Source organism: Streptomyces sp. NPDC046303 (assembly GCF_055588085.1).
The window spans coordinates 1-23,871 of record NZ_JBVJFA010000027.1; the positions used below are offsets into that span (position 1 = coordinate 1).

A 23,871-nucleotide genomic window follows, 5' to 3' on the forward strand; every position below is an offset into this window, starting at 1 on the left:
CCCCTTCCCCCCCCCCCCCCCCCCCCCCCCCCCCCCCCCCCCCCCCCCCCCCCCCCCCCCCCCCCCCCCCCCCCCCCCCCCCCCCCCCCCCCCCCGCTGTGCGTTTTCCGCGCGCCTGTGGCCGCTGACCTGGCGGCGGGCCGGAGCGCTGGGTGTGATCTGCACCGTCTTCCTGCTGCTGCTCAGCCATTTCGTGCTCCAGCCCTTCCTGATCCCGAGCCGCTCGATGGAGCCGACGCTCCAGGTCGGCGACCGGGTGCTGGTCGACAAGCTGGCGTACCGTTTCGGCGACCAGCCGCGCCGCGGTGACGTGGTGGTCTTCGACGGCACCGGGTCCTTCGTACGGGAACGCCCGGCGGGCCATCCGGTCGGCGAGCTGCTGCACGGCGCGGCCTCGGCGCTCGGGCTCGCCGAGCCCGCCGACACCGACTTCGTCAAGCGGGTCGTGGGCGTCGGCGGCGACGACGTGGTGTGCTGCGATGCCGCCGGACGCGTCGAGGTGAACGGCGCCCCGCTGGACGAGCCGTACCTCTACCCGGGCGACGCGCCCTCGAAGGTGCCCTTCCGGATCGTCGTACCCCTGGGGACCCTGTGGGTGATGGGGGATCATCGGTCCCAGTCCCGCGATTCGCGGGACCACCTGGGCGAACCGGGCGGGGGGATGGTGCCGGTGGAGAAGGTGATCGGCCGGGCCGCATGGATCGGCTGGCCCGTCTCCCGCTGGGGCGCGGCCGGCGGCGGACATGGGTAGCCGCGGGCGGCCGCGCGGCGGGCGGGAGCCCGAGCGCAGACCCGAGCCGGAGCCGGAACCCGTCGTGGCGGAGGGCGGCCGGGCCCAGCGGCGCCGGCTGGCCCGCAAGGTGCGGCGCCGCCGCCGCACGCGCCGCGCGGGCGAACTGCCCCTGCTGGTGGTCGTCGCGCTGTGCATAGCGCTCCTCCTCAAGACCTTCCTGGTGCAGGCCTTCTTCATCCCCTCGGGGTCGATGGAGCAGACCATCCGGATCGGCGACCGGGTGCTGGTGGACAAGCTGACGCCGTGGTTCGGCTCCAAGGTCGAACGCGGCGACGTCGTCGTGTTCAAGGACCCCGGCGGCTGGCTCAAGGGCGAGATCGCCCGGCCGGCCCCGGACCCGGTCGGGGTCAAGCAGATCAAGCAGGCCCTCACCTTCATCGGGCTGCTGCCCTCGGCGGACGAGCAGGACCTGATCAAGCGCGTCATCGGCGTCGGCGGCGACACCGTCAAGTGCTGCGACGCCCGGGGGCGGGTCACCGTCAACGGCTCGCCGCTCGATGAGCCGTACGTGAACGAGGGCAACGCACCCTCGGAGATCCGCTTCGAGGTGCAGGTGCCGCCGGGCCGGATCTTCGTGATGGGCGACCACCGGGCGAACTCGGCCGACTCCCGCTACCACCTCGACGAGGCCTTCGACGGCACCATCGACGAGAACGAGGTCGTCGGCGAAGCCGTGGTGATCGCCTGGCCGTTCGGGCACTGGCGCCGGCTGGAGACGCCCGAGACCTTCCGGATGGTCCCCGATCAGGCCCGGCGCGAGGCACGCGGGCGTCGTGGGCGCCGTCGGACCCCGCCGTTCGCATAGTGTGTCCTGGGTCTCCCGCGCCTTAGGGAACTCCCGCTCGTTAAGGGAGGGGAGGGCCCGTCTTCCGGTTCGGAGCGGGCGGCGAATCGGACTGAGGAGTGGATGTGGGGGACGTGGCGGTAGGCGCACGATCCGGACGCGACGAGGGTGAGGAGCGGCCGGACGACGCCGTCAGGCACGAGGCCGAGGAGGACGGCGGCACCAAGGCGCGCCCGCACCGCTCGTTCTGGAAGGAGCTCCCGCTCCTGATCGGTATCGCGCTGCTGCTGGCCCTCCTGATCAAGACCTTCCTCGTGCAGGCGTTCTCGATCCCGTCCGACTCGATGCAGAACACCCTGCAGCGCGGCGACCGGGTGCTGGTGGACAAGCTGACCCCGTGGTTCGGCTCCGAACCGGAGCGGGGCGAGGTCGTCGTCTTCCACGACCCGGCGAACTGGCTGTCCGGAGAGCCCACCCCGGAGCCGAACCTGGCCCAGCAGATCCTCAGCAAGATCGGCCTGATGCCGGACGCCGCCGAGAAGGACCTGATCAAGCGGACCATTGCCATCGGCGGTGACACGGTCGAGTGCAAGAAGGGGGGACCGGTCGTCGTCAACGGCAAGGCGCTCGACGAGCCGTACATCTTCCCCGGCAACACCGCGTGCGACGACGCCCCCTTCGGCCCCCTCACCGTGCCCGAGGGCAAGATCTGGGTGATGGGCGACCACCGGCAGAACTCCCAGGACTCCCGCTACCACATGCAGGACTCCACCCAGGGCTTCGTGCCCGTCGACAAGGTCGTCGGGCGGGCCATCGTGGTCGCGTGGCCGCTCACCCGCTGGTCCACCCTGCCCGTCCCCGACACCTTCGACCAGCCGGGCATCGGCAACCAGGCCGCGGCGACCGCGCTCGGCCTCGGCGCCGCCGGTCTGGCGCCGGTCGGGCTCGCTCCCGCCGCCCTCGGACTCACGGGCGCCGTGCCGCTCGTCATGTGGCGCCGGCGGAGGCTGACCACGGGCCGTACCGCCGGGTAGGGTGCCGCCCAGGTCGACGATCTCCGACGTGGGAGCGCTGCAATGGGCGGAACAGAGGCAATACGCAGGGGCAAGGACGGCCGCGGCGGTCTCGGCAACGTGTTGTCGGGCATCGCCGTGGCCGTCGGCTTTGCGCTCTTCCTCGGCGGTTTCCTGTGGGGGGCGCTGGTCTACCGGCCGTACACCGTGCCCACCGACTCGATGATGCCCACGGTGCTGCCCGGGGACCGGGTGCTGGCCCAGCGCATCGACGGCGGCGAGGTGCGCCGGGGGGACGTGGTCATCTTTACTGATTCCATGTGGAGCGATTCGCCCATGCTCAAGCGGGTCGTCGGCATCGGCGGCGACACCGTGAAGTGCTGCGGCGCGGGCGGCGAGCTGACCGTAAACGGCACCGCCCTCGACGAGCCGTACGCCGACCACACCAAGCCCGACTCCGGTCTGGCGATGCCGCCCGGGCAGGCCCCGGCGCCCCCGGGGACCCCCTTCGAGGTGACGGTTCCCGAGGGGAACCTCTTCCTGCTCGGCGACCGCCGCGCCGCCTCCCTCGACTCCAGGGCCCACCTCCAGGAGGCCGGCCAGGGCACCGTGCCCCGGTCGGCGGTCAGCGGCCGCGTGGACGCCGTCGCCTGGCCCTCCATGGCGATGCTGGAGCGGCCGGGGACGTACGCGGCGCTGCCCGGCGGAATCTCCCGGCCGGGCCCGCTGCGGCTCCAGCTCGTGACCGTGGCGGCCGGTGCGGCCCTGGTGCTGCTGGGCGCGGCGTACGGACCTCTCGTACGGGTTCTCGGGCGCGGGCGGCGGCGGGAGCGGGCCGGTGTCCACTGACCCGGCGGCTCCGGGTCCGGGTCCGGGTCCGGCGCCTGGCCCCCGGAAGGTGTCGCGGGTGATCCTCCTGGACCCGGCGGACCGGATCCTGCTGCTGCACGGCTTCGAACCGGCGGATCCGGCGGACGACTGGTGGTTCACCCCCGGCGGCGGGCTGGAGGAGGGCGAGACCAGGGAGCAGGCCGCACTGCGGGAACTCGCCGAGGAGACGGGGATCACACAGGTGGATCTGGGGCCGGTGCTGTGGCACCGGTACTGCTCCTTCCCCTTCGACGGGCGCCGCTGGGAGCAGGACGAGTGGTACTTCCTGGCCCGAACCGCCCAGACGCGGACCCGGCCGGGCGGGCTCACGGAGCTGGAGCGGCGCAGTGTCACCGGAGCCAGGTGGTGGACCTCCGAGGAACTTCTCTCGGCGCGTGAGACGGTGTATCCGACCAGACTCGCCGAGCTGCTCCGTACGCTGCTCGACGACGGTCCTCCGGGTGCGCCGGTGGTCCTGGCCCCGGAAATCGTTTAGGGGCGCAGGGGCCTGGCGCACAATAGGGGGACGCACGGCTGAAGGGGAACATGCCATGAGTGCCGAGGACCTCGAAAAGTACGAGACCGAGATGGAGCTGAAGCTCTATCGGGAGTACCGCGACGTCGTCGGGCTGTTCAAGTACGTGATCGAGACCGAACGCCGTTTCTACCTCACCAACGACTACGAGATGCAGGTGCACTCGGTCCAGGGGGAGGTCTTCTTCGAGGTCTCCATGGCGGACGCCTGGGTCTGGGACATGTACCGGCCGGCCCGGTTCGTGAAGCAGGTGCGGGTGCTGACGTTCAAGGACGTGAACATCGAGGAGCTCAACAAGAGCGACCTCGAACTGCCGGGCAGCTGATTTCCTCCGCCGTACGGGTGACCGGGTTATCCACAGCGGCGGAGTTCTCCACCAAGATCCACAAGGTGGGCGGGGGCGCGCGATCGTCGGTACCGGAGGTGGTGCCGGATGAACGCGAAGGGCGTGGCACAGCAGGCATTGGGGCGGTACGGCGAGGAGCTCGCGACGCGGCGGCTGGCCGAGGCCGGGATGACCGTGATCGCGCGGAACTGGCGGTGCCGCGGCGGGGAGATCGACATCGTCGCCCGGGACGGTGACGCCCTCGTCGTGTGCGAGGTCAAGACCCGCCGGGCGGGGCACTTCGAGCATCCCATGGCCGCCGTGCGGCCCGGCAAGGCCGAGCGCCTGCGCATGCTCGCCGGGCGCTGGCTCGCCGACCACGGCGGGCCGCCGCCGGGCGGAGTGCGCATCGACCTGGTCGGAGTCCTGCTGCCCCGGCGCGGCGCGCCCGTGGTGGAGCACGTCAGGGGGGTGGCCTGATGGGATTCGCCCGAGCCTGTTCGGTGGCCCTGGTGGGCGTCGACGGCGTGGTGGTCGAGGTCCAGGCCGACCTGGAGCCCGGGGTCGCGGCCTTCACCCTCGTGGGGCTGCCGGACAAGACCCTGGTCGAGAGCCGGGACCGGGTGCGGGCCGCCGTGGTCAACTCGGGAGCGGTCTGGCCGCAGAAGAAGCTCACCGTGGGCCTGAGCCCGGCCTCCGTGCCGAAGTCCGGAGCCGGCTTCGACCTGGCCGTGGCGGCCGCCGTGCTCGGCGCCGCCGAGGTGGTCGACCCGGCCGCGATCGCCGATCTCGTGCTGATCGGCGAACTGGGGCTGGACGGCCGGGTGCGTCCGGTCCGGGGGATCCTCCCGGCCGTCCTCGCCGCCGCGGAGGCCGGCTACCGGCAGGTGGTGGTCCCGCAGCAGTGCGCCGCCGAGGCCGCGCTCGTGCCGGACGTCTCGGTCCTCGGCGTACGCAGCCTGCGCCGGCTGATCGCGGTCCTGACCGGCGGCGACGTCGACCCCGAGGAGGACCCCCCCGACCCGCCGGGCCGACCCGACCCGATACTGGCCGGCCTGGTCCTCCCGGGCACGGGCATGGGCACGGGGCTGGCGGGGCCCTCCGGGGGCTGGGACGGACTGGACCTCGCCGACGTGGCCGGGCAGCGACCGGCCCGGCGGGGCCTGGAGGTCGCTGCGGCCGGCGGCCATCACCTGCTGCTGAGCGGTCCGCCCGGAGCGGGCAAGACCCTGCTGGCCGAGCGGCTGCCGGGCATCATGCCGCCGCTCACCCAACAGGAGTCGCTGGAGGTCACCGCCGTGCACTCGGTCGCCGGGATCCTGCCCCCGGGTGAGCCCCTGGTGACCGTCCCGCCGTACTGCGCACCACACCACTCGGCCACCATGCAGTCCCTGGTCGGCGGCGGCAGCGGCCTGCCGAGACCCGGGGCGGTGTCCCTGGCCCACAAAGGCGTCCTCTTTTTGGATGAGGCGCCCGAGTTCCGCCCCCAAGTACTGGACGCGCTGAGACAGCCCCTCGAATCGGGGCACATCGTGGTCGCCCGGGCTGCCGGAGTGGTCCGCCTGCCGGCCCGGTTCCTGTTGGTGCTCGCGGCCAACCCCTGCCCCTGCGGGCGCCACACCCTGCTCGGCGCGGGCTGCGACTGCGCGCCCTCGTCGATCAGGCGCTACCAGGCGCGTCTGTCGGGTCCCCTGCTGGACCGCGTGGACCTGCGCATCGAGGTCGAACCCGTCAGCCGGTCCGAACTGCTCGGCCACGGGCGGGGCGAGAGCAGCGCCACCGTGGCCGAGCGGGTCATCGAGGCCCGGGCGCGCGCGGCCCACCGCCTCGGCGACACCCCCTGGCGGATCAACAGCGAGGTCCCCGGGCGGGAACTGCGCACGCGATGGAAGCCCCACCCGGGGGCGCTGGCGCAGGCCGAGCGGGACCTCGAGCGGGGCCTGCTCACCGCGCGCGGGCTGGACCGGGTGCTGAGGGTGGCCTGGACCGTCGCGGACCTGGGCGGCAGGGACCGCCCCACCGCCCTGGACGTGGCCGTGGCCCTGGAGCTCCGCACGGGCATCGCACGGGGCGTACCGCTCATGACGGGGGAGCGGCCATGACGCCCGAACTGCTGGCGCGGGCGGCGCTCACGCGGGTGTTGGAGCCCGGTGAGGAGCGGGGCGGGCGGTGGCTGCGGGAGTACGGGGCGGTGGAGCTGATACGGATGCTGACCGGACCCGAGGCGGAGGGGCCGGCCGGGGTGGGGGCCGAGCGGCTGGCCGGGTACCGGAGGCGGGCGGCGCTGGCCGATCCCCGGCGGGACCTGGCACTGGCCGCGGAGGCGGGGGGACGGTTCGTCTGTCCCGGTTCGGCGGAGTGGCCCACCCAGCTCGACGACCTCGGTGACGCCCGGCCCGTCGGACTGTGGCTGCGGGGCCGGCCCAACCTGCGGACGTGGGCGCTGCGTTCGGTGGCCGTGGTCGGGGCCCGGGCCTGTACTCCGTACGGGGCGCACATGGCCCAGACCCTGGCCGCCGGACTCGCCGAGCGGGGCTGGGTCGTCGTGTCCGGAGCCGCGTACGGGATCGACGGCGCCGCCCACCGCGGGGCCCTCGCCTCGGGCGGGGCGACCGCGGCGGTGCTGGCCTGCGGGGTCGACGTCGCCTATCCCCGCGGACACGCCGGGCTCCTGGGCCGGATCGCCGGACAGGGGCTGGTCCTCGGGGAACTGGCGCCCGGCAGCCACCCGACCCCGACCCGGTTCGTCCTGCGCAACCGGGTCATCGCCGCCCTCACCCGGGGCACGGTCGTGGTGGAGGCCGCCCACCGCAGCGGCTCCCTGGTCACCGCCCGGCGCGCCCAGGCGCTCGGGAGGTTCACGATGGGAGTCCCGGGGCCGGCCACCAGCGGGCTCTCGGCCGGGGTCCACGAACTGCTGCGGGGCGAGGCCGTCCTCGTCACCGACGCGGCGGAGGTGGTCGAACTCGTCGGCTCCATCGGCGAGCTGGCTCCCGAGCGGCGCGGGCCCGTACTCGCCCGGGACCTGTTGGACCGGGAGACCGGCCGGGTGCTCGAAGCACTCCCGGCGGGCCGGCCGGTCCAGGTGGAGGAGTTGGCACGTGCCTCCGGCAACGGCACCGATGAAGTCATCGGCAGACTGTACGAACTTCACTCTCTGGGGTTCGTCGAACGGCAGGGCGACGCCTGGCAGTTGACCGGTCGAACGCCTGGAGGCGGCACACAAACCGGAGCCACCCGGCGAGGCGGTCGTTGACCTGGGGCGTTCCGGTGAAAGAGTGAAACCGATGAGAGACGCGGTCCTCCCGGTGGCAGTCGCCGGGACCGTGCGCCAGGCGCCGGTCCCGGGTCGCCCGCGCGAGTCGGGGCGCCCGTGCGCCCCCGCGCCATCCCGTACTCTTCGCGCACCGCGACACTTCCGTCACGCTACGCTCCCAAGGAATCCGGCTCCGGCAAAGGCGAAGCATGCCCCAGCACACCTCAGGGTCCGACCGCGCTGCGGTGCCCCCCGCTGCCCGCGGCAGTGGGCGGTCCACCGCGCCCTCGTCCCTGGAGGTGCTCTGGCGCTCGTACAAGGACTCCGGTGACGAGCGGCTGCGGGAGCAGCTGATCCTGCACTACTCGCCGCTGGTCAAGTACGTGGCCGGGCGCGTCAGCGTGGGCCTGCCGCCCAATGTGGAGCAGGCCGACTTCGTCTCCTCCGGGGTCTTCGGACTGATCGACGCCATCGAGAAGTTCGACATCGACCGGTCGATCAAGTTCGAGACGTACGCGATCACCCGGATCCGCGGGGCGATGATCGACGAGCTGCGCGCACTGGACTGGATCCCGCGTTCGGTGCGGCAGAAGGCGCGCGCCGTGGAGCGGGCCTACGCCACGCTGGAGGCCCAGCTGAGGCGCACTCCGACGGAGACCGAGGTCGCCGGGGAGATGGGGATCGCGGTGGAGGACCTCCACACGGTCTTCAGCCAGTTGTCCCTGGCCAACGTGGTCGCCCTGGAGGAGCTGCTGCACGTCGGCGGGGAGGGCGGCGACCGCCTCTCGCTGATGGACACCCTGGAGGACACCGCCGCCGACAACCCGGTGGAGGTGGCGGAGGACCGGGAGCTGCGGCGCCTGCTGGCCCGGGCCATCAACACACTGCCCGAGCGGGAGAAGACGGTGGTCACCCTCTACTACTACGAGGGGCTCACGCTGGCCGAGATCGGCAACGTGCTCGGCGTCACCGAGAGCCGCGTCAGCCAGATCCACACCAAGTCCGTGCTGCAACTGCGGGCCAAGCTCGCCGATGTGGGGCGGTGAGCTTGCGGTACCTCCGTACAGTGGAGGCGTGCCCAGGATTCGAGCGGCCTCCGTGGCCGAGCACCGGTCGATGCAGCGCGGCGCCCTGTTGGACGCCGCGCGTTCCCTGCTGTCCGAAGGCGGGACGGAGGCGCTGACCTTCCCCGCCCTCGCGGAGCGGACCGGGCTCGCCCGGTCCTCCGTGTACGAGTACTTCCGCTCCCGCGCGGCCGTCGTCGAAGAGCTGTGCGCGGTGGACTTCCCCGTCTGGGCCGCCGAGATCGAAGCGGCCATGGAGCAGGCGCAGTCGCCCGAGGCGAAGATCGAGGCCTACGTGCGGAGCCAGCTGGGGCTGGTCGGCGACCGGCGGCACCGGGCGGTGGTGGCCATCTCCGCGAGCGAGCTGGACGCCGGGGCGCGGGAGAAGATCCGCGCGGCCCACGGGGGCCTGGTGGCGATGATCGTCGAGGCGCTGGCCGCGCTGGGGCAGGCGGAGCCCAGGCTGGCCGCGATGCTGTTGCAGGGGGTCGTGGACGCGGCCGTCCGGCGGATCGAGCTCGGTGCGGCCGAGGATCCCGAGGTCGTGACGGAGACTGCGGTCGCGATGGCTCTGCGGGGCGTCCGGGGCTGAGGTCCCCGGGGCTCCGTCCCGGACCCCGCGCCTCAACCGCCGGCGGGGCTGGAGGGTGCGGCGGGGTCCGGTGGGAGCAGCCGGGGGGTCGGGCGGGGGGCGAGGGTCAGGGGGTTGAGGTAGGTCTCGCCCGACAGGAGGCCCCAGTGGAGACACGGGGCCGCGCAGTGGGTGCCCTCCGTGAGGACCGCCACCACCTGGCCCGCCACCACCGCCTCGCCCTCCGCGACCAGCGCGCGGACCGGTTCGTAGGTCGTGCGCAAGCCGTTCGGCAGGGTCAGGGAGAGGACCCCGCGGCCCGCCACCTGGCCGGCGTAGTGCACCCGGCCGGCCGCGACCGCCCGGACTTCCGCGCCCACCGGCGCCTCCAGGTCCACGCCGCGGTGCCCGGCCGCGTACGGGGTCGGCGGCGGGTCCCACCAGCGGGCCACGGACAGCGGCGCGGGCAGCGGGCGGACCGCCCCGGCCGGCCCGGGAGCGGCGGCTTGGAGCAGTGTCAGCAGCAGGCTGAGCAGCAGTGTCGTCATGGCGGACAGCGTCCCGCGCCGGTCCGTCCCGCGCGCCGCCCTGTGGACGGGCCGCGGCGTGTGGACAACGGCGTCACCCGGCATACCGCCGGGTCCCGTACACTTCTTGTGGCGATCCGGGTCACCGGGTCGACTTCGCACGCCCCAGCACCAGCCTGAAACGGCCAGGTGAGAGCGTCTCTCGGTCCCTTTTCGGGGCAGGGCGCGGCGGGGCGTCAGGAACCAAACCGAGAAACCAAGGAGATGGCCATGGCCGTCGTCACGATGCGGGAGCTGCTGGAAAGCGGCGTCCACTTCGGTCACCAGACCCGTCGTTGGAACCCGAAGATGAAGCGCTTCATCTTCACGGAGCGCAACGGCATCTACATCATCGACCTGCTGCAGTCGCTGTCGTACATCGACCGCGCCTACGAGTTCGTGAAGGAGACCGTCGCGCACGGTGGCTCCATCATGTTCGTCGGCACCAAGAAGCAGGCGCAGGAGGCCATCGCCGAGCAGGCGACGCGCGTGGGCATGCCGTACGTCAACCAGCGCTGGCTGGGTGGCATGCTCACCAACTTCTCCACCGTCTACAAGCGCCTCCAGCGTCTGAAGGAGCTTGAGGCGATCGACTTCGAGGACGTCGCCGCCTCGGGTCTCACCAAGAAGGAGCTCCTGGTCCTCTCCCGCGAGAAGACCAAGCTGGAGAAGACCCTCGGTGGTATCCGCGAGATGTCGAAGGTCCCCAGCGCCGTCTGGATCGTCGACACCAAGAAGGAGCACATCGCCGTCGGTGAGGCGCGCAAGCTCCACATCCCGGTCGTCGCGATCCTCGACACCAACTGTGACCCCGACGAGGTCGACTACAAGATCCCGGGCAACGACGACGCGATCCGCTCCGTCACCCTGCTCACCCGCGTGATCGCCGACGCCGTCGCCGAGGGCCTCATCGCCCGCTCCGGCGCCGCGACCGGCGACTCGAAGCCGGGCGAGAAGGCCGCTGCCGAGCCGCTCGCCGAGTGGGAGCGCGACCTGCTCGAGGGCGACAAGAAGGCCGACGACGCTGCTGAGGCCGCTCCGGCCGAGGCCGCCGCCGAGCCCGTCGAGGCCCCGGCCGCCGAGGCTGAGGCCCCGGCCGCCGACGCCGAGCAGGCCTGACCCACTGAGAGCGCCCGGCGTTCACGCGCCGGGCCCTCACAGCACGGACGATGACGGCGGGGGAGCCGCGCCACAAGCGCGGCGCCTCCGCCGTTCACCCGTAGATCTACGACTTCGAGAGAGAATCACAGACTCATGGCGAACTACACCGCCGCTGACGTCAAGAAGCTCCGCGAGCTCACCGGCGCCGGCATGCTGGACTGCAAGAACGCGCTTGTGGACTCCGACGGTGACGTCGACAAGGCCATGGAAGCGCTCCGCATCAAGGGTCAGAAGGGCGTCGCCAAGCGCGAGGGCCGTTCTGCCGAGAACGGTGCGGTCGTCACCCTCATCGCCGACGACAACACCTCCGGTGTCATCGTCGAGCTGAAGTGCGAGACCGACTTCGTCGCCAAGGGCGAGAAGTTCCTGGCCGTCGCCAACCAGCTGGCCGCGCACGTCGCCAAGACCTCCCCGGCCGACCTCGAGGCGCTGCTCGCGTCCGAGATCGAGCCCGGCAAGACCGTCACCGCTTTCGTCGACGAGGCCAACGCCAACCTCGGCGAGAAGATCGTCCTGGACCGCTTCGCGCAGTTCACCGGCGGTTACGTGACCTCGTACATGCACCGCACGATGCCCGACCTGCCGTTCCAGATCGGCGTCCTGGTCGAGCTCGACAAGGAGAACGCGGACGTCGCCCGCGGCGTCGCGCAGCACATCGCCGCGTTCGCCCCGCAGTGGCTGTCCGCCGAGGACGTCCCGGCCGAGAAGGTCGAGTCCGAGCGTCGCATCGCCGAAGAGGTCACCCGCGCGGAGGGCAAGCCCGAGGCTGCCATCGCCAAGATCGTCGAGGGTCGCGTCAACGGCTTCTTCAAGGAGGCCACCCTCCTCGGCCAGCCGTACGCGCTGGACAACAAGAAGTCCGTCCAGAAGGTCCTGGACGAGGCCGGTGTCACCCTGAAGCGCTTCGCCCGCATCAAGGTCGGCATCTGAGTCCGTCCGTACACGACGGACACCGGACCCCGGTAGGGTCTGAGGCAGTCGCCCGCGCTTGCGCGAGGCGACCGCAGATCTGACGAGGAGGCCATTGCCGCAGAGGGAACCGCAAGGACCCACCGGCAATGGCCTTCTTCGTATGTGCACGAGGAGATCTCCATGAATCAGGGCGTGGACCCCCACACCGCATCCGACGACAAGAGCGACCAGGACAAGAAGGGCCGCCGCTTCATGCTGAAGCTGTCGGGCGAGGCCTTCTCGGGTGGCAGAGGACTGGGCGTCGACCCCGACGTCGTCCACGCCATCGCGCGCGAGATCGCCGCGGTGGTCCGTGACGGCGCGGAGATCGCCGTCGTGATCGGCGGCGGAAACTTCTTCCGCGGCGCCGAACTCCAGCAGCGCGGCATGGACCGGGCGCGGTCCGACTACATGGGCATGCTCGGCACCGTGATGAACTGCCTCGCACTCCAGGACTTCCTGGAGAAGGAGGGCATCGACTCCCGCGTGCAGACCGCCATCACCATGGGCCAGGTCGCCGAGCCGTACATCCCGCTGCGCGCCGTCCGGCACCTGGAGAAGGGCCGCGTCGTCATCTTCGGCGCCGGCATGGGCATGCCGTACTTCTCCACCGACACCACGGCCGCCCAGCGCGCCCTGGAGATCGACGCCGAAGCGCTGCTCATGGGCAAGAACGGGGTCGACGGCGTCTACGACTCCGACCCGAAGAAGAACCCGGACGCGGTGAAGTTCGACGCGCTGGAGTACGGCGAAGTCCTGTCCCGCGACCTCAAGGTCGCCGACGCCACCGCCATCACGCTGTGCCGCGACAACAAGCTCCCGATCCTCGTCTTCGAGCTGCTCGCCGAGGGCAATATCGCCCGCGCCGTCAAGGGTGAGAAGATCGGCACGCTCGTCAGCGACCAGGGAACCCGGGCCTGAGCAGTCCGCTGCCGGACCGAGCCCGGACCGGCCCCGCCCGCCCCGCCCGCCTGAACCATCCATTCAAGACATGCAGGAGCACGTGGTGACCGAAGAGATCCTCCTCGAGGCCGAGGAGAAGATGGAAAAGGCCGTCGTCGTCGCCAAGGAAGACTTCGCCGCGATTCGCACCGGCCGTGCGCACCCGGCGATGTTCAACAAGATCGTGGCGGACTACTACGGCGCCATCACGCCCATCAACCAGCTCGCCTCCTTCTCGGTCCCCGAGCCGCGCATGGCGATCGTGACCCCGTTCGACAAGAGCGCCCTGCGCAACATCGAGCAGGCCATCCGCGACTCCGACCTCGGTGTCAACCCGAGCAACGACGGCAGCATCATCCGGGTGACCTTCCCCGAGCTGACGCAGGACCGCCGCAAGGAGTACATCAAGGTCGCGAAGAACAAGGCCGAGGACTCCAAGGTCTCCATCCGCTCCATCCGCCGCAAGGCGAAGGACGCCCTTGACAAGCTGATCAAGGACAAGGAGGCCGGCGAGGACGAGGTGCGCCGCGCGGAGAAGGAGCTCGACGACACCACCGCGAAGTACGTCGCGCAGGTGGACGAGCTCCTCAAGCACAAGGAAGCCGAGCTCCTCGAAGTCTGATGAACGACTCTTCCTGGCAGCCGGAGCCGGTTCCGGCGGGTCCCGCATACGATGCGCAGGTGGGCCCGCACACTCGGCCCATGCCCATCGTGCCCGATGCCGCCGGCCGTGACTTCGACGACCGGGAAGCACGCGATCGGGGGGCCGCCGCGGACGGCGGCCCCCTCTTCCGCGCCGAAACGCCGCCGCAGGAGCCCATGCCCAGCCCCCCGCCCCCGCCTTCACAGGCACCGCAGGACGCCTCGCCTCCGCCGCCCAAGAAGCGGGCGGGGAGGGACCTGCGCGCTGCCATAGGGGTCGGCGTCGGCCTCGGTGCGGTGATCTTCGCTTCGCTGTTCGTGGTCAAGGCGGTCTTCGTCGGCGTCATCGTCGTCGCGGTCGTCGTGGGCCTGTGGGAGCTCACCTCCCGCCTCCAGGAGAAGAAGGGCATCAAGGCCCCGCTGGTCCCGCTCGCCGTCGGCGGCGCGGCCATGGTCATCGCCGGATACGTCCGGGGGGCCGAGGGCGCCTGGGTCGCCATGGCCCTGACGGCCCTCGCCGTGCTGGTCTGGCGGATGACCGAACCGCCCGAGGACTACCTCAAGGACGTCACGGCGGGCGTCTTCGCGGCGTTCTACGTGCCCTTCCTGGCCACCTTCGTCGCGATGCTGCTCACCGCCGACGACGGACCGCAGCGCGTGGTCACCTTCCTGGTGCTGACGGTGGTCAGCGACACCGGGGCCTACGCCGTCGGCTGGCGCTTCGGCAAGACCAAGCTCGCCCCGCGCATCAGCCCCGGGAAGACCCGCGAGGGCCTGTTCGGCGCCGTGGCCTTCGCCATGGCGGCCGGCGCGCTGTGCATGGAGTTCCTGATCGACGGCGGCTCCTGGTGGCAGGGGCTGCTGCTGGGCCTCGCGGTCGCGGTCAGCGCCACCCTGGGCGACCTGGGCGAGTCGATGATCAAGCGCGACCTGGGCATCAAGGACATGGGCACCCTGCTGCCGGGCCACGGCGGCATCATGGACCGGCTGGATTCGCTGCTGCCCACCGCGCCGGTGGTCTGGCTGCTGCTGGCGGCGTTCGTGGGCACGGGCTGACCTGCGGAAAGGCGTCCCAAGACGCCGGGCGGTTACTCTTGAAAGGCGCGCTGCTTCTGCGGCGCGCCTTTCGTCTTACAAGGAGTACCTGCCATGGCCCGCCCCGTTCCGGGAGAGCTCACCTTCGTCGCCCCTCGCGGGGCCAAGAAGCCGCCCCGGCACCTCGCCGACATGACCCCGGCCGAGCGCCGCGAGGCGGTCGCCGCGATCGGCGAGAAGCCGTTCCGGGCCAAGCAGCTCTCGCAGCACTACTTCGCGCGCTACGCGCACGACCCGGCCGAGTGGACCGACATCCCGGCGGGCTCGCGGGAGAAGCTCCAGCAGGAGCTGCTGCCCGAGCTGATGAACGTCGTCCGGCACATCTCGTGCGACGACGACACCACCCGCAAGACCCTGTGGAAGCTGCACGACGGCACGCTCGTCGAGTCCGTGCTCATGCGCTACCCCGACCGGGTCACCATGTGCATCTCCTCGCAGGCCGGCTGCGGCATGAACTGCCCGTTCTGCGCCACCGGCCAGGCCGGTCTGGACCGCAACCTGTCCACCGCCGAGATCGTGCACCAGATCGTCGACGGCATGCGCGCGCTGCGCGACGGCGAGGTCCCCGGCGGCCCGGCACGGCTGTCGAACATCGTCTTCATGGGCATGGGCGAGCCGCTCGCCAACTACAACCGCGTGGTCGGCGCCATCCGCCGCCTCACCGACCCGGAGCCCGACGGCCTGGGCCTGTCGCAGCGCGGCATCACCGTCTCCACCGTCGGCCTGGTCCCGGCCATGCTGCGCTTCGCCGACGAGGGCTTCAAGTGCCGCCTCGCGGTCTCGCTGCACGCGCCCGACGACGAGCTGCGCGACACCCTCGTTCCCGTGAACACCCGCTGGAACGTGCGCGAGGTCCTCGGCGCGGCCTGGGAGTACGCGGAGAAGTCCGGCCGCCGGATCTCCATCGAGTACGCCCTGATCCGCGACATCAACGACCAGGCCTGGCGCGGCGACCTGCTGGGCAAGCTGCTCAAGGGCAAGCGCGTCCACGTCAACCTGATCCCGCTGAACCCGACGCCGGGCTCCAAGTGGACCGCCTCGCGGCCCGAGGACGAGCGGGCCTTCGTGGAGGCCATCGCCCGCCACGGCGTGCCCGTGACCGTGCGGGACACCCGCGGCCAGGAGATCGACGGCGCGTGCGGCCAGCTCGCGGCCTCGGAGCGCTAGATTCCGCCTCGCGGCGTGCGTATTCGGCCACGGGGTACCCTGTGGCCGAACCAATTGCATATTCCGACAGGGGAGCGCCACAGCGCTGAGAGTGCGGTATCCGTCATCCGCAGACCCTCTGAACCTCGCCCCGGTCATTCGGGGTAGGAAGTTCGGTCACCACTCATGCTGTTGCGCCCTGCCCGGCGTCCGCTCCCCCAGAGCGCCGGGCAGGGCCGCGTCTTCTCCTGGTCATCCCAGGAGGAATCACCAGTGAGCACCACCAAGAAGATCGCGGGCGCAGCGCTCGCGGCCGCCCTGGGCGTCACCACGCTCAGCGCCTGCGGCGGCGGCGACGCCAAGGACAAGCCCGCCGGCGCCGGCGACGCGCCGAAGTCCAAGACCGTCACCCTCGTCTCCCACGACTCCTTCAATGCGACCGAAGCGGTCCTCAAGGAGTTCGAGCAGCAGAGCGGCTACACCGTCAAGGTCCTGAAGTCCGGGGACGCGGGCGCGGCGCTGAACCAGGAGATCCTCACCAAGGGCTCCCCGCGCGGCGACGTCTTCTTCGGCGTGGACAACACCCTGCTCTCCCGCGCCCTGGACAACGGGATCTTCACCCCGTACGAGGCCAAGGGCCTGGGCGAGGTCAAGCCCGAGTTCCAGCTCGACAAGGAGCACCGGGTCACCCCGATCGACTCCGGTGACATCTGCGTCAACTACGACAAGGCCTACTTCGCCGACAAGAAGATCGCCCCGCCGCAGACGCTGGACGACCTGATCAAGCCGGAGTACAAGAACCTGCTGGTCACCGAGAACGCCGCGACCTCCTCCCCGGGCCTCGGCTTCCTGCTCGCCACCGTCGGCAAGTACGGCGACGAGGGGTGGAAGGACTACTGGAGCAAGCTCAAGGCCAACGGCGTCGAGGTCGTCGACGGCTGGGAGCAGGCCTACAACGAGCGCTTCTCCGGCTCGGCGGGCGGCAAGAAGGCCAAGGGCGACCGCCCGCTGGTCGTCTCCTACGCCTCCAGCCCGCCGGTCGAGGTGCTGTACGGCGAGCCGCAGCCGGCCGAGGCGCCGACGGGCGTCGCCACCGGTACCTGCTTCCGCCAGATCGAGTTCGCGGGCCTGCTCAAGGGCGCGAAGAACGAGGACGGCGGCAAGGCCCTCGTGGACTTCCTGATCAGCAAGAAGTTCCAGGAGGACATGCCGCTCCAGATGTTCGTGAACCCGGTGACGAAGAACGCTTCCCTGCCGGAGCTGTTCACCAAGCACGGTGTGGTGGTCGAGAAGCCCGAGAACGTGGCGCCCGAGGCCATCGCCAAGAACCGTGAGCAGTGGGTCAAGACGTGGACCTCGCTCGTCGTGAAGTAAGCGGCACCAAGGGAGCGGGCGCGGCGCCGGGGGGCGCCGCGCCGGCCCCCGGCCCCCGCGACGGCGGGCGGGCCACGGCCGTACGGCTCGCCCTGATGGCCGTGCCCCTCGCCTTCTTCGGGCTGTTCTTCGCCTATCCCGTGGCCGCGATCGTCGGACGCGGGCTCAAGACCGGCACCGGATGGCAGTTCGGCCGGATCGGCGAGGTCCTCGCCCGGCCCGACATCGCCGACGTGCTGTGGTTCACCACCTGGCAGGCGCTCGCCTCCACCGCGCTCACGCTGCTGATCGCACTCCCCGGCGCGTACGTCTTCGCGCGCTTCGAGTTCCCCGGCAAGCAGCTGCTCCGGGCCCTGGTGACCGTTCCCTTCGTGCTGCCGACCGTGGTCGTCGGCACCGCCTTCCTCGCGCTGGTCGGCCGGGGCGGGCTGCTGGACGAACGGGTGGGGGTCCGGCTCGACACCACCGTCTGGGCGATCCTCCTCGCGCACGTCTTCTTCAACTACGCCGTCGTCGTCCGCACGGTCGGCGGGCTGTGGGCGCAGCTGGATCCGCGCCAGGAGGAGGCCGCCCGGGTCCTGGGCGCCGGGCGGTTCGCCGCCTGGCGGCGGGTGACGCTGCCCGCGCTGGCCCCGGCCGTGGCCGCCGCCTCGCTGATGGTGTTCCTGTTCACCTTCAGCTCCTTCGGCGTCGTACTGATCCTCGGCGGGCCCGCCTACTCCACCCTGGAGGTGGAGGTCTACCGGCAGACGGCGCAGCTCCTGGACCTGCCCACGGCCGCCGTGCTGACGATGGTGCAGTTCGCGGCGATCGGCGCGATCCTCGCCGTGCACGCCTGGACCGTGCGCAAGCGGGAGACGGCGCTGCGGCTGGTCGACCCGGGGCGCACGACGCACCGGCCGCGCGGCTGGGCGCAGCGCACCCTGCTGGGCGGGGTGCTGCTGACGGTCGCCCTGCTGATCGTGGCCCCGCTGGCGGTGCTGGTGGAGCGGTCCTTCGACGCGCCCGGCGGGTACGGTTTCGGCTTCTACCGGGCGCTCCAGGGCGCGGGCGCGGGCGGCGGAACCTTCCTGGTGCCGCCGCTGGAGGCGATCTGGAACTCCCTGCAGTACGCGCTCGCCGCCACGGCCATCGCCCTGGTGGTCGGCGGGCTCGCGGCCGCGGCCCTCACCCGGCGCGGCGGCCGTTTCGTACGGGGCTTCGACGCGCTGCTGATGCTGCCGCTCGGGGTGTCCGCCGTGACGGTGGGCTTCGGATTCCTGATCACCCTGGACGAGCCGCCGCTGGACCTGCGGACCTCGTGGATCCTGGTGCCCCTCGCACAGGCCCTGGTGGGCGTGCCGTTCGTCGTACGGACCATGCTGCCGGTGCTGCGCGCCGTGGACGGGCGGCTGCGGGAAGCCGCCGCCGTGCTCGGCGCGTCCCCGCTGCGGGCCTGGCGGGAGGTGGACCTGCCGCTGGTGCGGCGGGCGCTGCTGATCGCGGCGGGTTTCGCCTTCGCCGTCTCGCTCGGGGAGTTCGGCGCGACCGTCTTCATCGCACGGCCCGACCGTCCGACGCTGCCGGTGGCCGTGGCGCGGCTGCTGGGGCGGGCCGGAGAGATGAACTACGGGCAGGCGATGGCCCTGAGCACGATTCTGATGCTGGTGTGCGCGGTGTCCCTGCTGGTGCTGGAGCGACTGCGGCCCGACAAGACCTCGGGAGAATTCTGATGGCACTGCTCCGGCTGGACGGGGTGTCGGTCCGCTTCGGTGAACGCGCGGTCGTGGACCGGGTGGACCTGGAGGTCGCCGAGCACGAGATCGTGTGCGTGCTGGGGCCGAGCGGCAGCGGGAAGTCGACCCTGCTGCGCGTCGTCGCCGGGCTCCAGCCGGTGTCCGCGGGCCGGGTGACGCTGGGCGGCGCGGACCAGGCGGGCGTGCCCGTGCACCGGCGGGGCCTCGGCCTCATGTTCCAGGACCACCAGCTCTTCCCGCACCGGGACGTCGCCGGGAACGTCGCCTTCGGGCTGCGGATGCGGGGCGCGGGCCGCGGCTCGTACGAGGCCCGGGTCGCGGAGCTGCTGGAGCTGGTCGGCCTCCCCGGCGCCCAGGACCGGGCGGTGGCCTCGCTGTCCGGCGGCGAGCAGCAGCGGGTGGCGCTGGCCCGCGCGCTGGCGCCGTCGCCACGCCTGCTGATGCTGGACGAACCGCTGGGGCAGCTGGACCGGGGGCTGCGCGAGCGGCTGGTGGTCGAGCTGCAGGGGCTGTTCTCCCGGCTGGGGACCACGGTGCTGGCCGTCACGCACGACCAGGGCGAGGCCTTCGCGCTGGCCGACCGGGTGGTGGTCATGCGGGACGGGCGCGTCGCACAGGCCGGGACCCCGCTGGAGGTGTGGCAGCGCCCGGCCTCGGAGTTCGTGGCGCGCTTCCTGGGCTTCGAGAACGTGGTCCCGGCGGTGGTCTCGGCCGGGACCGCGGGTACCCCGTGGGGCAAGGTCCCGGTCCCGGCCGGCTCCCCGGAGGGCGACCGGCAGCTGCTGATCCGCCCGGCCGGAGTCGTCCTGGCCGCGGCCGGTCTGCGGTGCGAGGTCGTCTCCCGCACCTTCCGCGGCACGCACGTCGCGCTGTTGCTGCGCCCCGAGTCGGGGCCGGTGCTGGAGGCGGAGTGCGGGCTGGCGGGGGCGCCGGCCGCGGGGGACCGGGTCGCGGTGTCCTTCACCCCGTCCGAGGTGGTCGTCCTGCCCGCCGGCGCCCCCGGCCGCTAGTACTGCTCAAGCCACCGGTTCCGGTTCCGGTTCGGGGACCCGGGCTTCCACCTCCGGGTCGGCCCCCTCGTGCTTGCCGTACCAGGCGACCGCCACCGCGCCGGTGACGGCCAGGACGAAGCCGAAGGCCGCCAGCCAGGCCAGGCCCGGCCGGGAGGCGTCGCCCAGCCAGAGCACGCCGATCGCACCCGGCAGGACCGTCTCGCCGACGACCAGGGCGGCCGTCGCGCCGTTCACCGAACCGATCTGGAGGGCGACCGTGTGCAGGTACATGCCGCCGAAGCCCGCCGCGAGGATGGCGTACAGGGCCGGATCGGCCAGGAGGGTGCCCAGGTCGAACGGGTCGACGCCGTCCAGGATCCGGACGCCGACGCCGAGCGCGCCGAATCCCAGGCCGGACAGCAGGCCCGCCAGGATCGCCGCCCTGCCGCCGAGGAGGCGTACGGCCACCGTGCCGCCCACCATCAGCAGCAGGGTGATCCCCAGCAGCCACCAGTGCGTGGACATCGGGGCGTGGTGGCCGCCCTCGTGGCCCGCGGCCGTCGCCAGCAGCACCAGCGCCGTACAGACGACGCCGATGGAGGTCCATTCCTTGCGGCTCAGCCGGATGCCCAGCATCTTGACGCTCAGCACCGCGGTGATCACCAGGTTGGCGCTGATCACCGTCTGGGACAGGAACAGCGGCAGGAGGCGGGCCGCCAGGGCGCCCAGCCCGAAGCCCACGAAGTCCAGGATGGTGCCGACGATGAACTCCCAGGTCATCGCCGCCTTCGCAGTGGACGCCAGGTTGGGGCCGCCGTGCGCCGTCACCCCGGCGGCGGACGGGGACATCCGGGCGGCGCGGCGGGATCCGACGGCTTGCAGGACGGATCCCGTCCCGTAGCAGATGGATGCCGCGACAGCGGTCAGCAGGCCTATGAGCACCGAAGGCTCCGTTCACGTCTGGCAGGTTTGCGGTACCTCTGCCAGACGTCAGAACGCGCCGGGAAGTTGCCTCCCGGAGTCAGGCCATTGCGGCGAGTGCGTCCGGGACCGCGTCCACCGAGTCCACGAGGGCGATCTTGGACTCCATCGCCCGGCCGCGCGCCAGTGCCTGGAGCAGGGGCCAGGCGGGGAGGTGCTCGGTCCAGTGCGCCCGGCCGACCAGGACCATCGGCGCCGGCTCGCCCCGCGAGGAGTAGTAGTTCGGCGTCGCGCTGTCGAAGAGCTCCTGGACGGTTCCGGCCGCGCCGGGCAGGAACACCGTGCCCGCCGTGGACCGGGCCAGCAGCCCGTCCTCCCGGATGGCGTTCGCGAAGTACTTGCCGATGTGCGCCGCGAAGGCGTTCGGCGGCTCGTGCCCGTAGAACCAGGTCGGGATGCCCACCGAGTCGCCGCCGCCGGGCCACCGGTCGCGTACGGCGAAGGCCGCCCGCGCCCAGTCGGATACCGACGGGGCGAACGACGGCGCCTTGGCCAGCAGCTCAAGGGCTTCGGCAAGGGCCTCGTCCGGGGCCGGAGCCAGGTAGGCGCCGAGGTTGGCGGCCTCCATCGCGCCGGGGCCGCCGCCGGTGGCCACGGTGAGCCCGGACCGGGTCAGTGCCCGGCCGAGCTCCGCCGCGCCGCGGTACTCCGTACTGCCGCGGGACATGGCGTGGCCGCCCATCACCCCGACCACCCGGGCACCCCGGAGGTGCTCGTCGAGGGCGTCGGAGACGGCGTCGTCGTGGAGGGAGCGGAGCATCGAGGAGAGGACGTCGCCGTCGGCCTTGGTCTCCTGGAACCAGGCGTAGGCCAGGGCGTCCGGGGTGGCCTCGTATCCGGAGGGCAGTCCGGTGAACAGCTCCTCCGGCGTGTAGAGCAGGCCCCGGTACGGGTTGAACGGCAGGTCCGGCACGGGCGGGAAGACCATCGCGCCGTCGGCGCGGACCTTCGCCGAGGCGTCGGGCTCCATCGCGCAGCCGAGGAACACGGCGTCCGAGGTGTCGGCGGACAGCAGCGCGAAGGTCCGCTCCAGCAGGTTGACCGACTGGACGCGGTAGCCGCTGAGCGAGCCGCGGGCCACGACCTGGTCGAATTCGGCGAGCGTCTCGATCTCGATGTCTGCGTTGACCATTCGGCCCACCCTAAGGGCTGCCGTGTCAGCGGGTCAGGGCCAGTGACGTCAGCTGTGCCACACCCCAGCTGAGCGGTACGCACACGGCCAGCAGGGCAGTGGCCCGCAAACTCGCGGCCGTGCGCAGGACCTTGGCGGGAGCGCCGAGGTCGGTCAGGGCCTCGCGGTCGGCGGCGCGGCTCTGGCGCGCCTCCACCGCGGATGTGAGAAGGGTCGCGGCGGCGCACACGGCGACCAGGGCGGCGGCCGGTCCGGTCAGCGGACCGAGGGGGAGGAGCAGTCCCCCGCGGTCCCGCAGGGCCAGGGCGGTGAGGGCGGCCGCACCGACGGCGCAGAGCACCCCCAGCGGCGGGCCGACCCGGGGCGCCTCCTCCTGGAGGGCCCGGCCGGCCAGCAGCCGCAGCGCGCCGGGGCGTACGGCCTGGATCAGGGCGCCGCAGGCGTAGGCCAGGCCGGGCCCCGCGAGGGCCAGGCCGAGGGCGGTGAGCGACCAGCCGGCGAGCATTCCCGGCCCGCCCGGCCCGGCGTAGGCCAGGGCCGCGAGTCCGCAGGCGGTGATCGCGATGCCCCACGGCAGCCCGGTCTGCGGGGCCAGGGGCCTGCGCCGCGGCAGGGTGAGCACGGCGGCCGACGCGGTCAGCGGGACCAGGGCCAGGAGGGTGAGCGAAGCAGCCACGGGCAGCGGCTGGCCGGCGTGGAGCAGTGCGGCGCCGGCTCCGTCGAAGGGCAGCCCGGCCAGGTCCCCGCGCAGGTGGAGGAAGGCGGCCAGGGCCAGTGCGCTGCCCAGGGTGCAGGCGACGGCGGTGGAGATCGCCGCGACCATGCTGAGCCGTACCGGTCCCAGCCCGGCGGCGTCCAGTCCTTCGCGGGGCCGGGTCGCCGGGTCGGTACGGGCCACGGCGACGGCGAACTGGACGGTGGCGGCCAGCGGCACCAGGGTCCACAGCAGGCGACGGAACGATCCGCCGGGGTGGGCCACCGCCCCGGCGAGCACGTAGAGGAGGAGGAACCCGGTTCCGGCCGAGGCGGCGGCGACCAGCAGCCGGCGCAGCTGGACCAGCGGGCGGGAGCCGCGGGCTAGGCGGAGAGCGAGCACGCGGCCTGCCCCTCCGTGGTCTCGGCGGGCGGGGGGCCCTGCGGGCCCGCGGCGGCGGCCGTGGCGGCGGGCCGGCCGTCGAGGAGGGCCAGGCGGCGGTCGGCGGCGGCCGCGGTCTCCTCGTCGTGCGTGGCGAGCACCACGGTGATGCCGTGCGAGCGGGCCGCGGTGGTGAGCGTACGGAGCAGCAGGGCGCGCTCGGCCCGGTGCAGCGGAGCCGTGGGCTCGTCGCCGAAGATCACCGCGGGCTCGTTGACGAGGGCCCGGGCCAGCGCCACCCGCTGGGACTCGGGCCGGTTGAGGGCGCCGGGGCGCTTGCGGGCGAGCGCGCCGATGTCCAGGCGGTCCAGCCATTCGCAGGCGGCGTGCCGGGCGCTGCGGTACGAGGCGCCGGCGAGCAGCAGCGGCAGGGCCGCGTTCTCCCACACCTTGAGCTCGGGCAGCAGCTGCGGCTCGGGGCCGATCCAGCCGAACCGGTCGCGGCGCAGCCGCTCGCGGGCCCGGACCCCCATGGTGTGCACGGGGACGCTGTTGAACCAGACCTCGCCCTGCTCGGGGCGCAGCTGTCCGGACAGGCAGCGCAGCAGGGTGGTCTTCCCGCTGCCGCGCGGGCCGGTCAGGGCCAGGATCTCGCCCTGGCGGACCCCGACGGAGACCCCGACGAGACCGGGGGAACCTCCTCCGGATTTCGTCCGGCGGGACCTCCCGTGGGAGTAGTGCAGGGACCGCGCCCACAGAACGTCGTTGTCGGGTGGGGCTGAATCCGGTGGAGCCACCATGGCGTACACCTCCGTCCGGGGGAACGAAGCGGAACCGGTTCGGTCACTGGCGCCGCACTGCGATGTA

Annotated in this window: 25 protein-coding genes; 20 read left to right on the forward strand and 5 right to left on the reverse strand. The window is 72.5% G+C overall.

Annotated features, from left to right (window positions below):
- The 11 genes from lepB (ACZ6I1_RS25485) to ACZ6I1_RS25535 all read left to right on the forward strand — a co-directional run.
- Nucleotides 1-751 (forward strand): signal peptidase I (lepB, locus tag ACZ6I1_RS25485; RefSeq protein WP_469290840.1); only part of this gene is annotated, 751 nt, incomplete at its 5' end.
- Nucleotides 744-1,598, forward strand: a complete 855-nt coding sequence (gene lepB, locus ACZ6I1_RS25490; RefSeq protein WP_469290842.1) for a signal peptidase I — start codon at nt 744-746, stop codon at nt 1,596-1,598. The genes lepB (ACZ6I1_RS25485) and lepB (ACZ6I1_RS25490), both read left to right, overlap by 8 nt.
- A gap of 113 nt (nt 1,599-1,711) precedes the next feature.
- Nucleotides 1,712-2,611: a signal peptidase I gene (lepB, locus tag ACZ6I1_RS25495; RefSeq protein WP_469290844.1), complete on the forward strand. Its 900-nt coding sequence runs from the start codon at nt 1,712-1,714 to the stop codon at nt 2,609-2,611.
- A gap of 42 nt (nt 2,612-2,653) precedes the next feature.
- Nucleotides 2,654-3,439, forward strand: coding sequence for a signal peptidase I (lepB, locus tag ACZ6I1_RS25500; protein ID WP_469290846.1), 786 nt, complete (start codon nt 2,654-2,656; stop codon nt 3,437-3,439).
- The gene (locus ACZ6I1_RS25505; protein ID WP_469290848.1) at nt 3,429-3,956 is read left to right on the forward strand and encodes an NUDIX hydrolase; all 528 of its coding nucleotides are present in this window, start codon (nt 3,429-3,431) and stop codon (nt 3,954-3,956) included. Before lepB (ACZ6I1_RS25500) ends, ACZ6I1_RS25505 begins: the two co-directional genes overlap by 11 nt.
- A 55-nt stretch (nt 3,957-4,011) precedes the next feature.
- Nucleotides 4,012-4,320: a DUF2469 domain-containing protein gene (locus ACZ6I1_RS25510; protein ID WP_005311352.1), complete on the forward strand. Its 309-nt coding sequence runs from the start codon at nt 4,012-4,014 to the stop codon at nt 4,318-4,320.
- Between the two features lie 108 nt (nt 4,321-4,428).
- A complete protein-coding gene (locus ACZ6I1_RS25515) occupies nt 4,429-4,800 on the forward strand; it encodes a YraN family protein (RefSeq protein ID WP_469290850.1) in 372 nt (123 codons plus the stop codon).
- Nucleotides 4,800-6,422 carry a YifB family Mg chelatase-like AAA ATPase gene (locus tag ACZ6I1_RS25520; protein WP_469290852.1) on the forward strand — a complete coding sequence of 541 codons (1,623 nt, stop codon included), beginning with the start codon at nt 4,800-4,802 and terminating at the stop codon, nt 6,420-6,422. The genes ACZ6I1_RS25515 and ACZ6I1_RS25520 overlap by 1 nt, the downstream gene beginning before the upstream one ends.
- Nucleotides 6,419-7,576: a DNA-processing protein DprA gene (gene dprA, locus ACZ6I1_RS25525; RefSeq protein WP_469290854.1), complete on the forward strand. Its 1,158-nt coding sequence runs from the start codon at nt 6,419-6,421 to the stop codon at nt 7,574-7,576. The genes ACZ6I1_RS25520 and dprA overlap by 4 nt, the downstream gene beginning before the upstream one ends.
- Nucleotides 7,577-7,785: 209 nt before the next feature.
- Nucleotides 7,786-8,622: an RNA polymerase sigma factor WhiG gene (gene whiG, locus ACZ6I1_RS25530; RefSeq protein WP_469290856.1), complete on the forward strand. Its 837-nt coding sequence runs from the start codon at nt 7,786-7,788 to the stop codon at nt 8,620-8,622.
- A 70-nt stretch (nt 8,623-8,692) separates the two neighbouring features.
- Complete coding sequence (locus ACZ6I1_RS25535) at nt 8,693-9,232, forward strand: TetR/AcrR family transcriptional regulator (protein WP_469290991.1); 540 nt, start codon at nt 8,693-8,695, stop codon at nt 9,230-9,232.
- 32 nt (nt 9,233-9,264) lie between these two features.
- Here ACZ6I1_RS25535 and ACZ6I1_RS25540 read toward each other — a convergent pair whose 3' ends face one another.
- Nucleotides 9,265-9,759, reverse strand: a complete 495-nt coding sequence (locus ACZ6I1_RS25540) for a M23 family metallopeptidase (RefSeq protein ID WP_469290858.1) — start codon at nt 9,757-9,759, stop codon at nt 9,265-9,267.
- A 249-nt stretch (nt 9,760-10,008) separates the two neighbouring features.
- On the opposite strand from ACZ6I1_RS25540, the gene rpsB reads away from it, so the two are divergent.
- The 9 genes from rpsB (at nt 10,009) to ACZ6I1_RS25585 (ending at nt 19,834) form a co-directional block, all read left to right on the forward strand.
- Entirely contained in the window at nt 10,009-10,896 is an 888-nt protein-coding gene (rpsB, locus tag ACZ6I1_RS25545) for a 30S ribosomal protein S2 (RefSeq protein ID WP_469290860.1), read from the forward strand.
- Between the two features lie 135 nt (nt 10,897-11,031).
- A complete protein-coding gene (gene tsf, locus ACZ6I1_RS25550) occupies nt 11,032-11,868 on the forward strand; it encodes a translation elongation factor Ts (protein ID WP_469290862.1) in 837 nt (278 codons plus the stop codon).
- Between the two features lie 162 nt (nt 11,869-12,030).
- Nucleotides 12,031-12,810, forward strand: a complete 780-nt coding sequence (gene pyrH, locus ACZ6I1_RS25555; RefSeq protein WP_073913371.1) for a UMP kinase — start codon at nt 12,031-12,033, stop codon at nt 12,808-12,810.
- 85 nt (nt 12,811-12,895) lie between these two features.
- Nucleotides 12,896-13,453, forward strand: a complete 558-nt coding sequence (gene frr / locus ACZ6I1_RS25560; RefSeq protein WP_362302603.1) for a ribosome recycling factor — start codon at nt 12,896-12,898, stop codon at nt 13,451-13,453.
- On the forward strand, nt 13,453-14,529 hold the full coding sequence (locus tag ACZ6I1_RS25565; protein ID WP_469290864.1) for a phosphatidate cytidylyltransferase: 1,077 nt from the start codon (nt 13,453-13,455) through the stop codon (nt 14,527-14,529). The genes frr and ACZ6I1_RS25565 overlap by 1 nt, the downstream gene beginning before the upstream one ends.
- Before the next feature lie 93 nt (nt 14,530-14,622).
- On the forward strand, nt 14,623-15,735 hold the full coding sequence (gene rlmN, locus ACZ6I1_RS25570; protein WP_469290866.1) for a dual-specificity RNA methyltransferase RlmN: 1,113 nt from the start codon (nt 14,623-14,625) through the stop codon (nt 15,733-15,735).
- Between the two features lie 252 nt (nt 15,736-15,987).
- Nucleotides 15,988-17,088 (forward strand): thiamine ABC transporter substrate-binding protein, encoded by a 1,101-nt coding sequence (locus tag ACZ6I1_RS25575; RefSeq protein WP_469290868.1) that lies wholly within the window; start codon nt 15,988-15,990, stop codon nt 17,086-17,088.
- 95 nt (nt 17,089-17,183) lie between these two features.
- Nucleotides 17,184-18,800, forward strand: a complete 1,617-nt coding sequence (locus ACZ6I1_RS25580; protein ID WP_469290992.1) for an ABC transporter permease — start codon at nt 17,184-17,186, stop codon at nt 18,798-18,800.
- Entirely contained in the window at nt 18,800-19,834 is a 1,035-nt protein-coding gene (locus ACZ6I1_RS25585; RefSeq protein ID WP_469290870.1) for an ABC transporter ATP-binding protein, read from the forward strand. Before ACZ6I1_RS25580 ends, ACZ6I1_RS25585 begins: the two co-directional genes overlap by 1 nt.
- 6 nt (nt 19,835-19,840) lie before the next feature.
- On the opposite strand, the gene ACZ6I1_RS25590 is transcribed toward ACZ6I1_RS25585, so the two are convergent.
- The 4 genes from ACZ6I1_RS25590 to ACZ6I1_RS25605 form a co-directional block, all read right to left on the reverse strand.
- Entirely contained in the window at nt 19,841-20,758 is a 918-nt protein-coding gene (locus ACZ6I1_RS25590; RefSeq protein WP_469290872.1) for a DMT family protein, read from the reverse strand.
- Nucleotides 20,759-20,837: 79 nt separating this feature from the next.
- The gene (locus tag ACZ6I1_RS25595; protein ID WP_469290874.1) at nt 20,838-21,929 is read right to left on the reverse strand and encodes an LOG family protein; all 1,092 of its coding nucleotides are present in this window, start codon (nt 21,927-21,929) and stop codon (nt 20,838-20,840) included.
- Nucleotides 21,930-21,954: 25 nt separating this feature from the next.
- A complete protein-coding gene (locus ACZ6I1_RS25600; protein ID WP_469290876.1) occupies nt 21,955-23,025 on the reverse strand; it encodes a hypothetical protein in 1,071 nt (356 codons plus the stop codon).
- Nucleotides 23,007-23,804, reverse strand: a complete 798-nt coding sequence (locus ACZ6I1_RS25605) for an ABC transporter ATP-binding protein (RefSeq protein ID WP_469290878.1) — start codon at nt 23,802-23,804, stop codon at nt 23,007-23,009. The genes ACZ6I1_RS25600 and ACZ6I1_RS25605 overlap by 19 nt, the downstream gene beginning before the upstream one ends.
- Nucleotides 23,805-23,871: the final 67 nt, after the last annotated feature.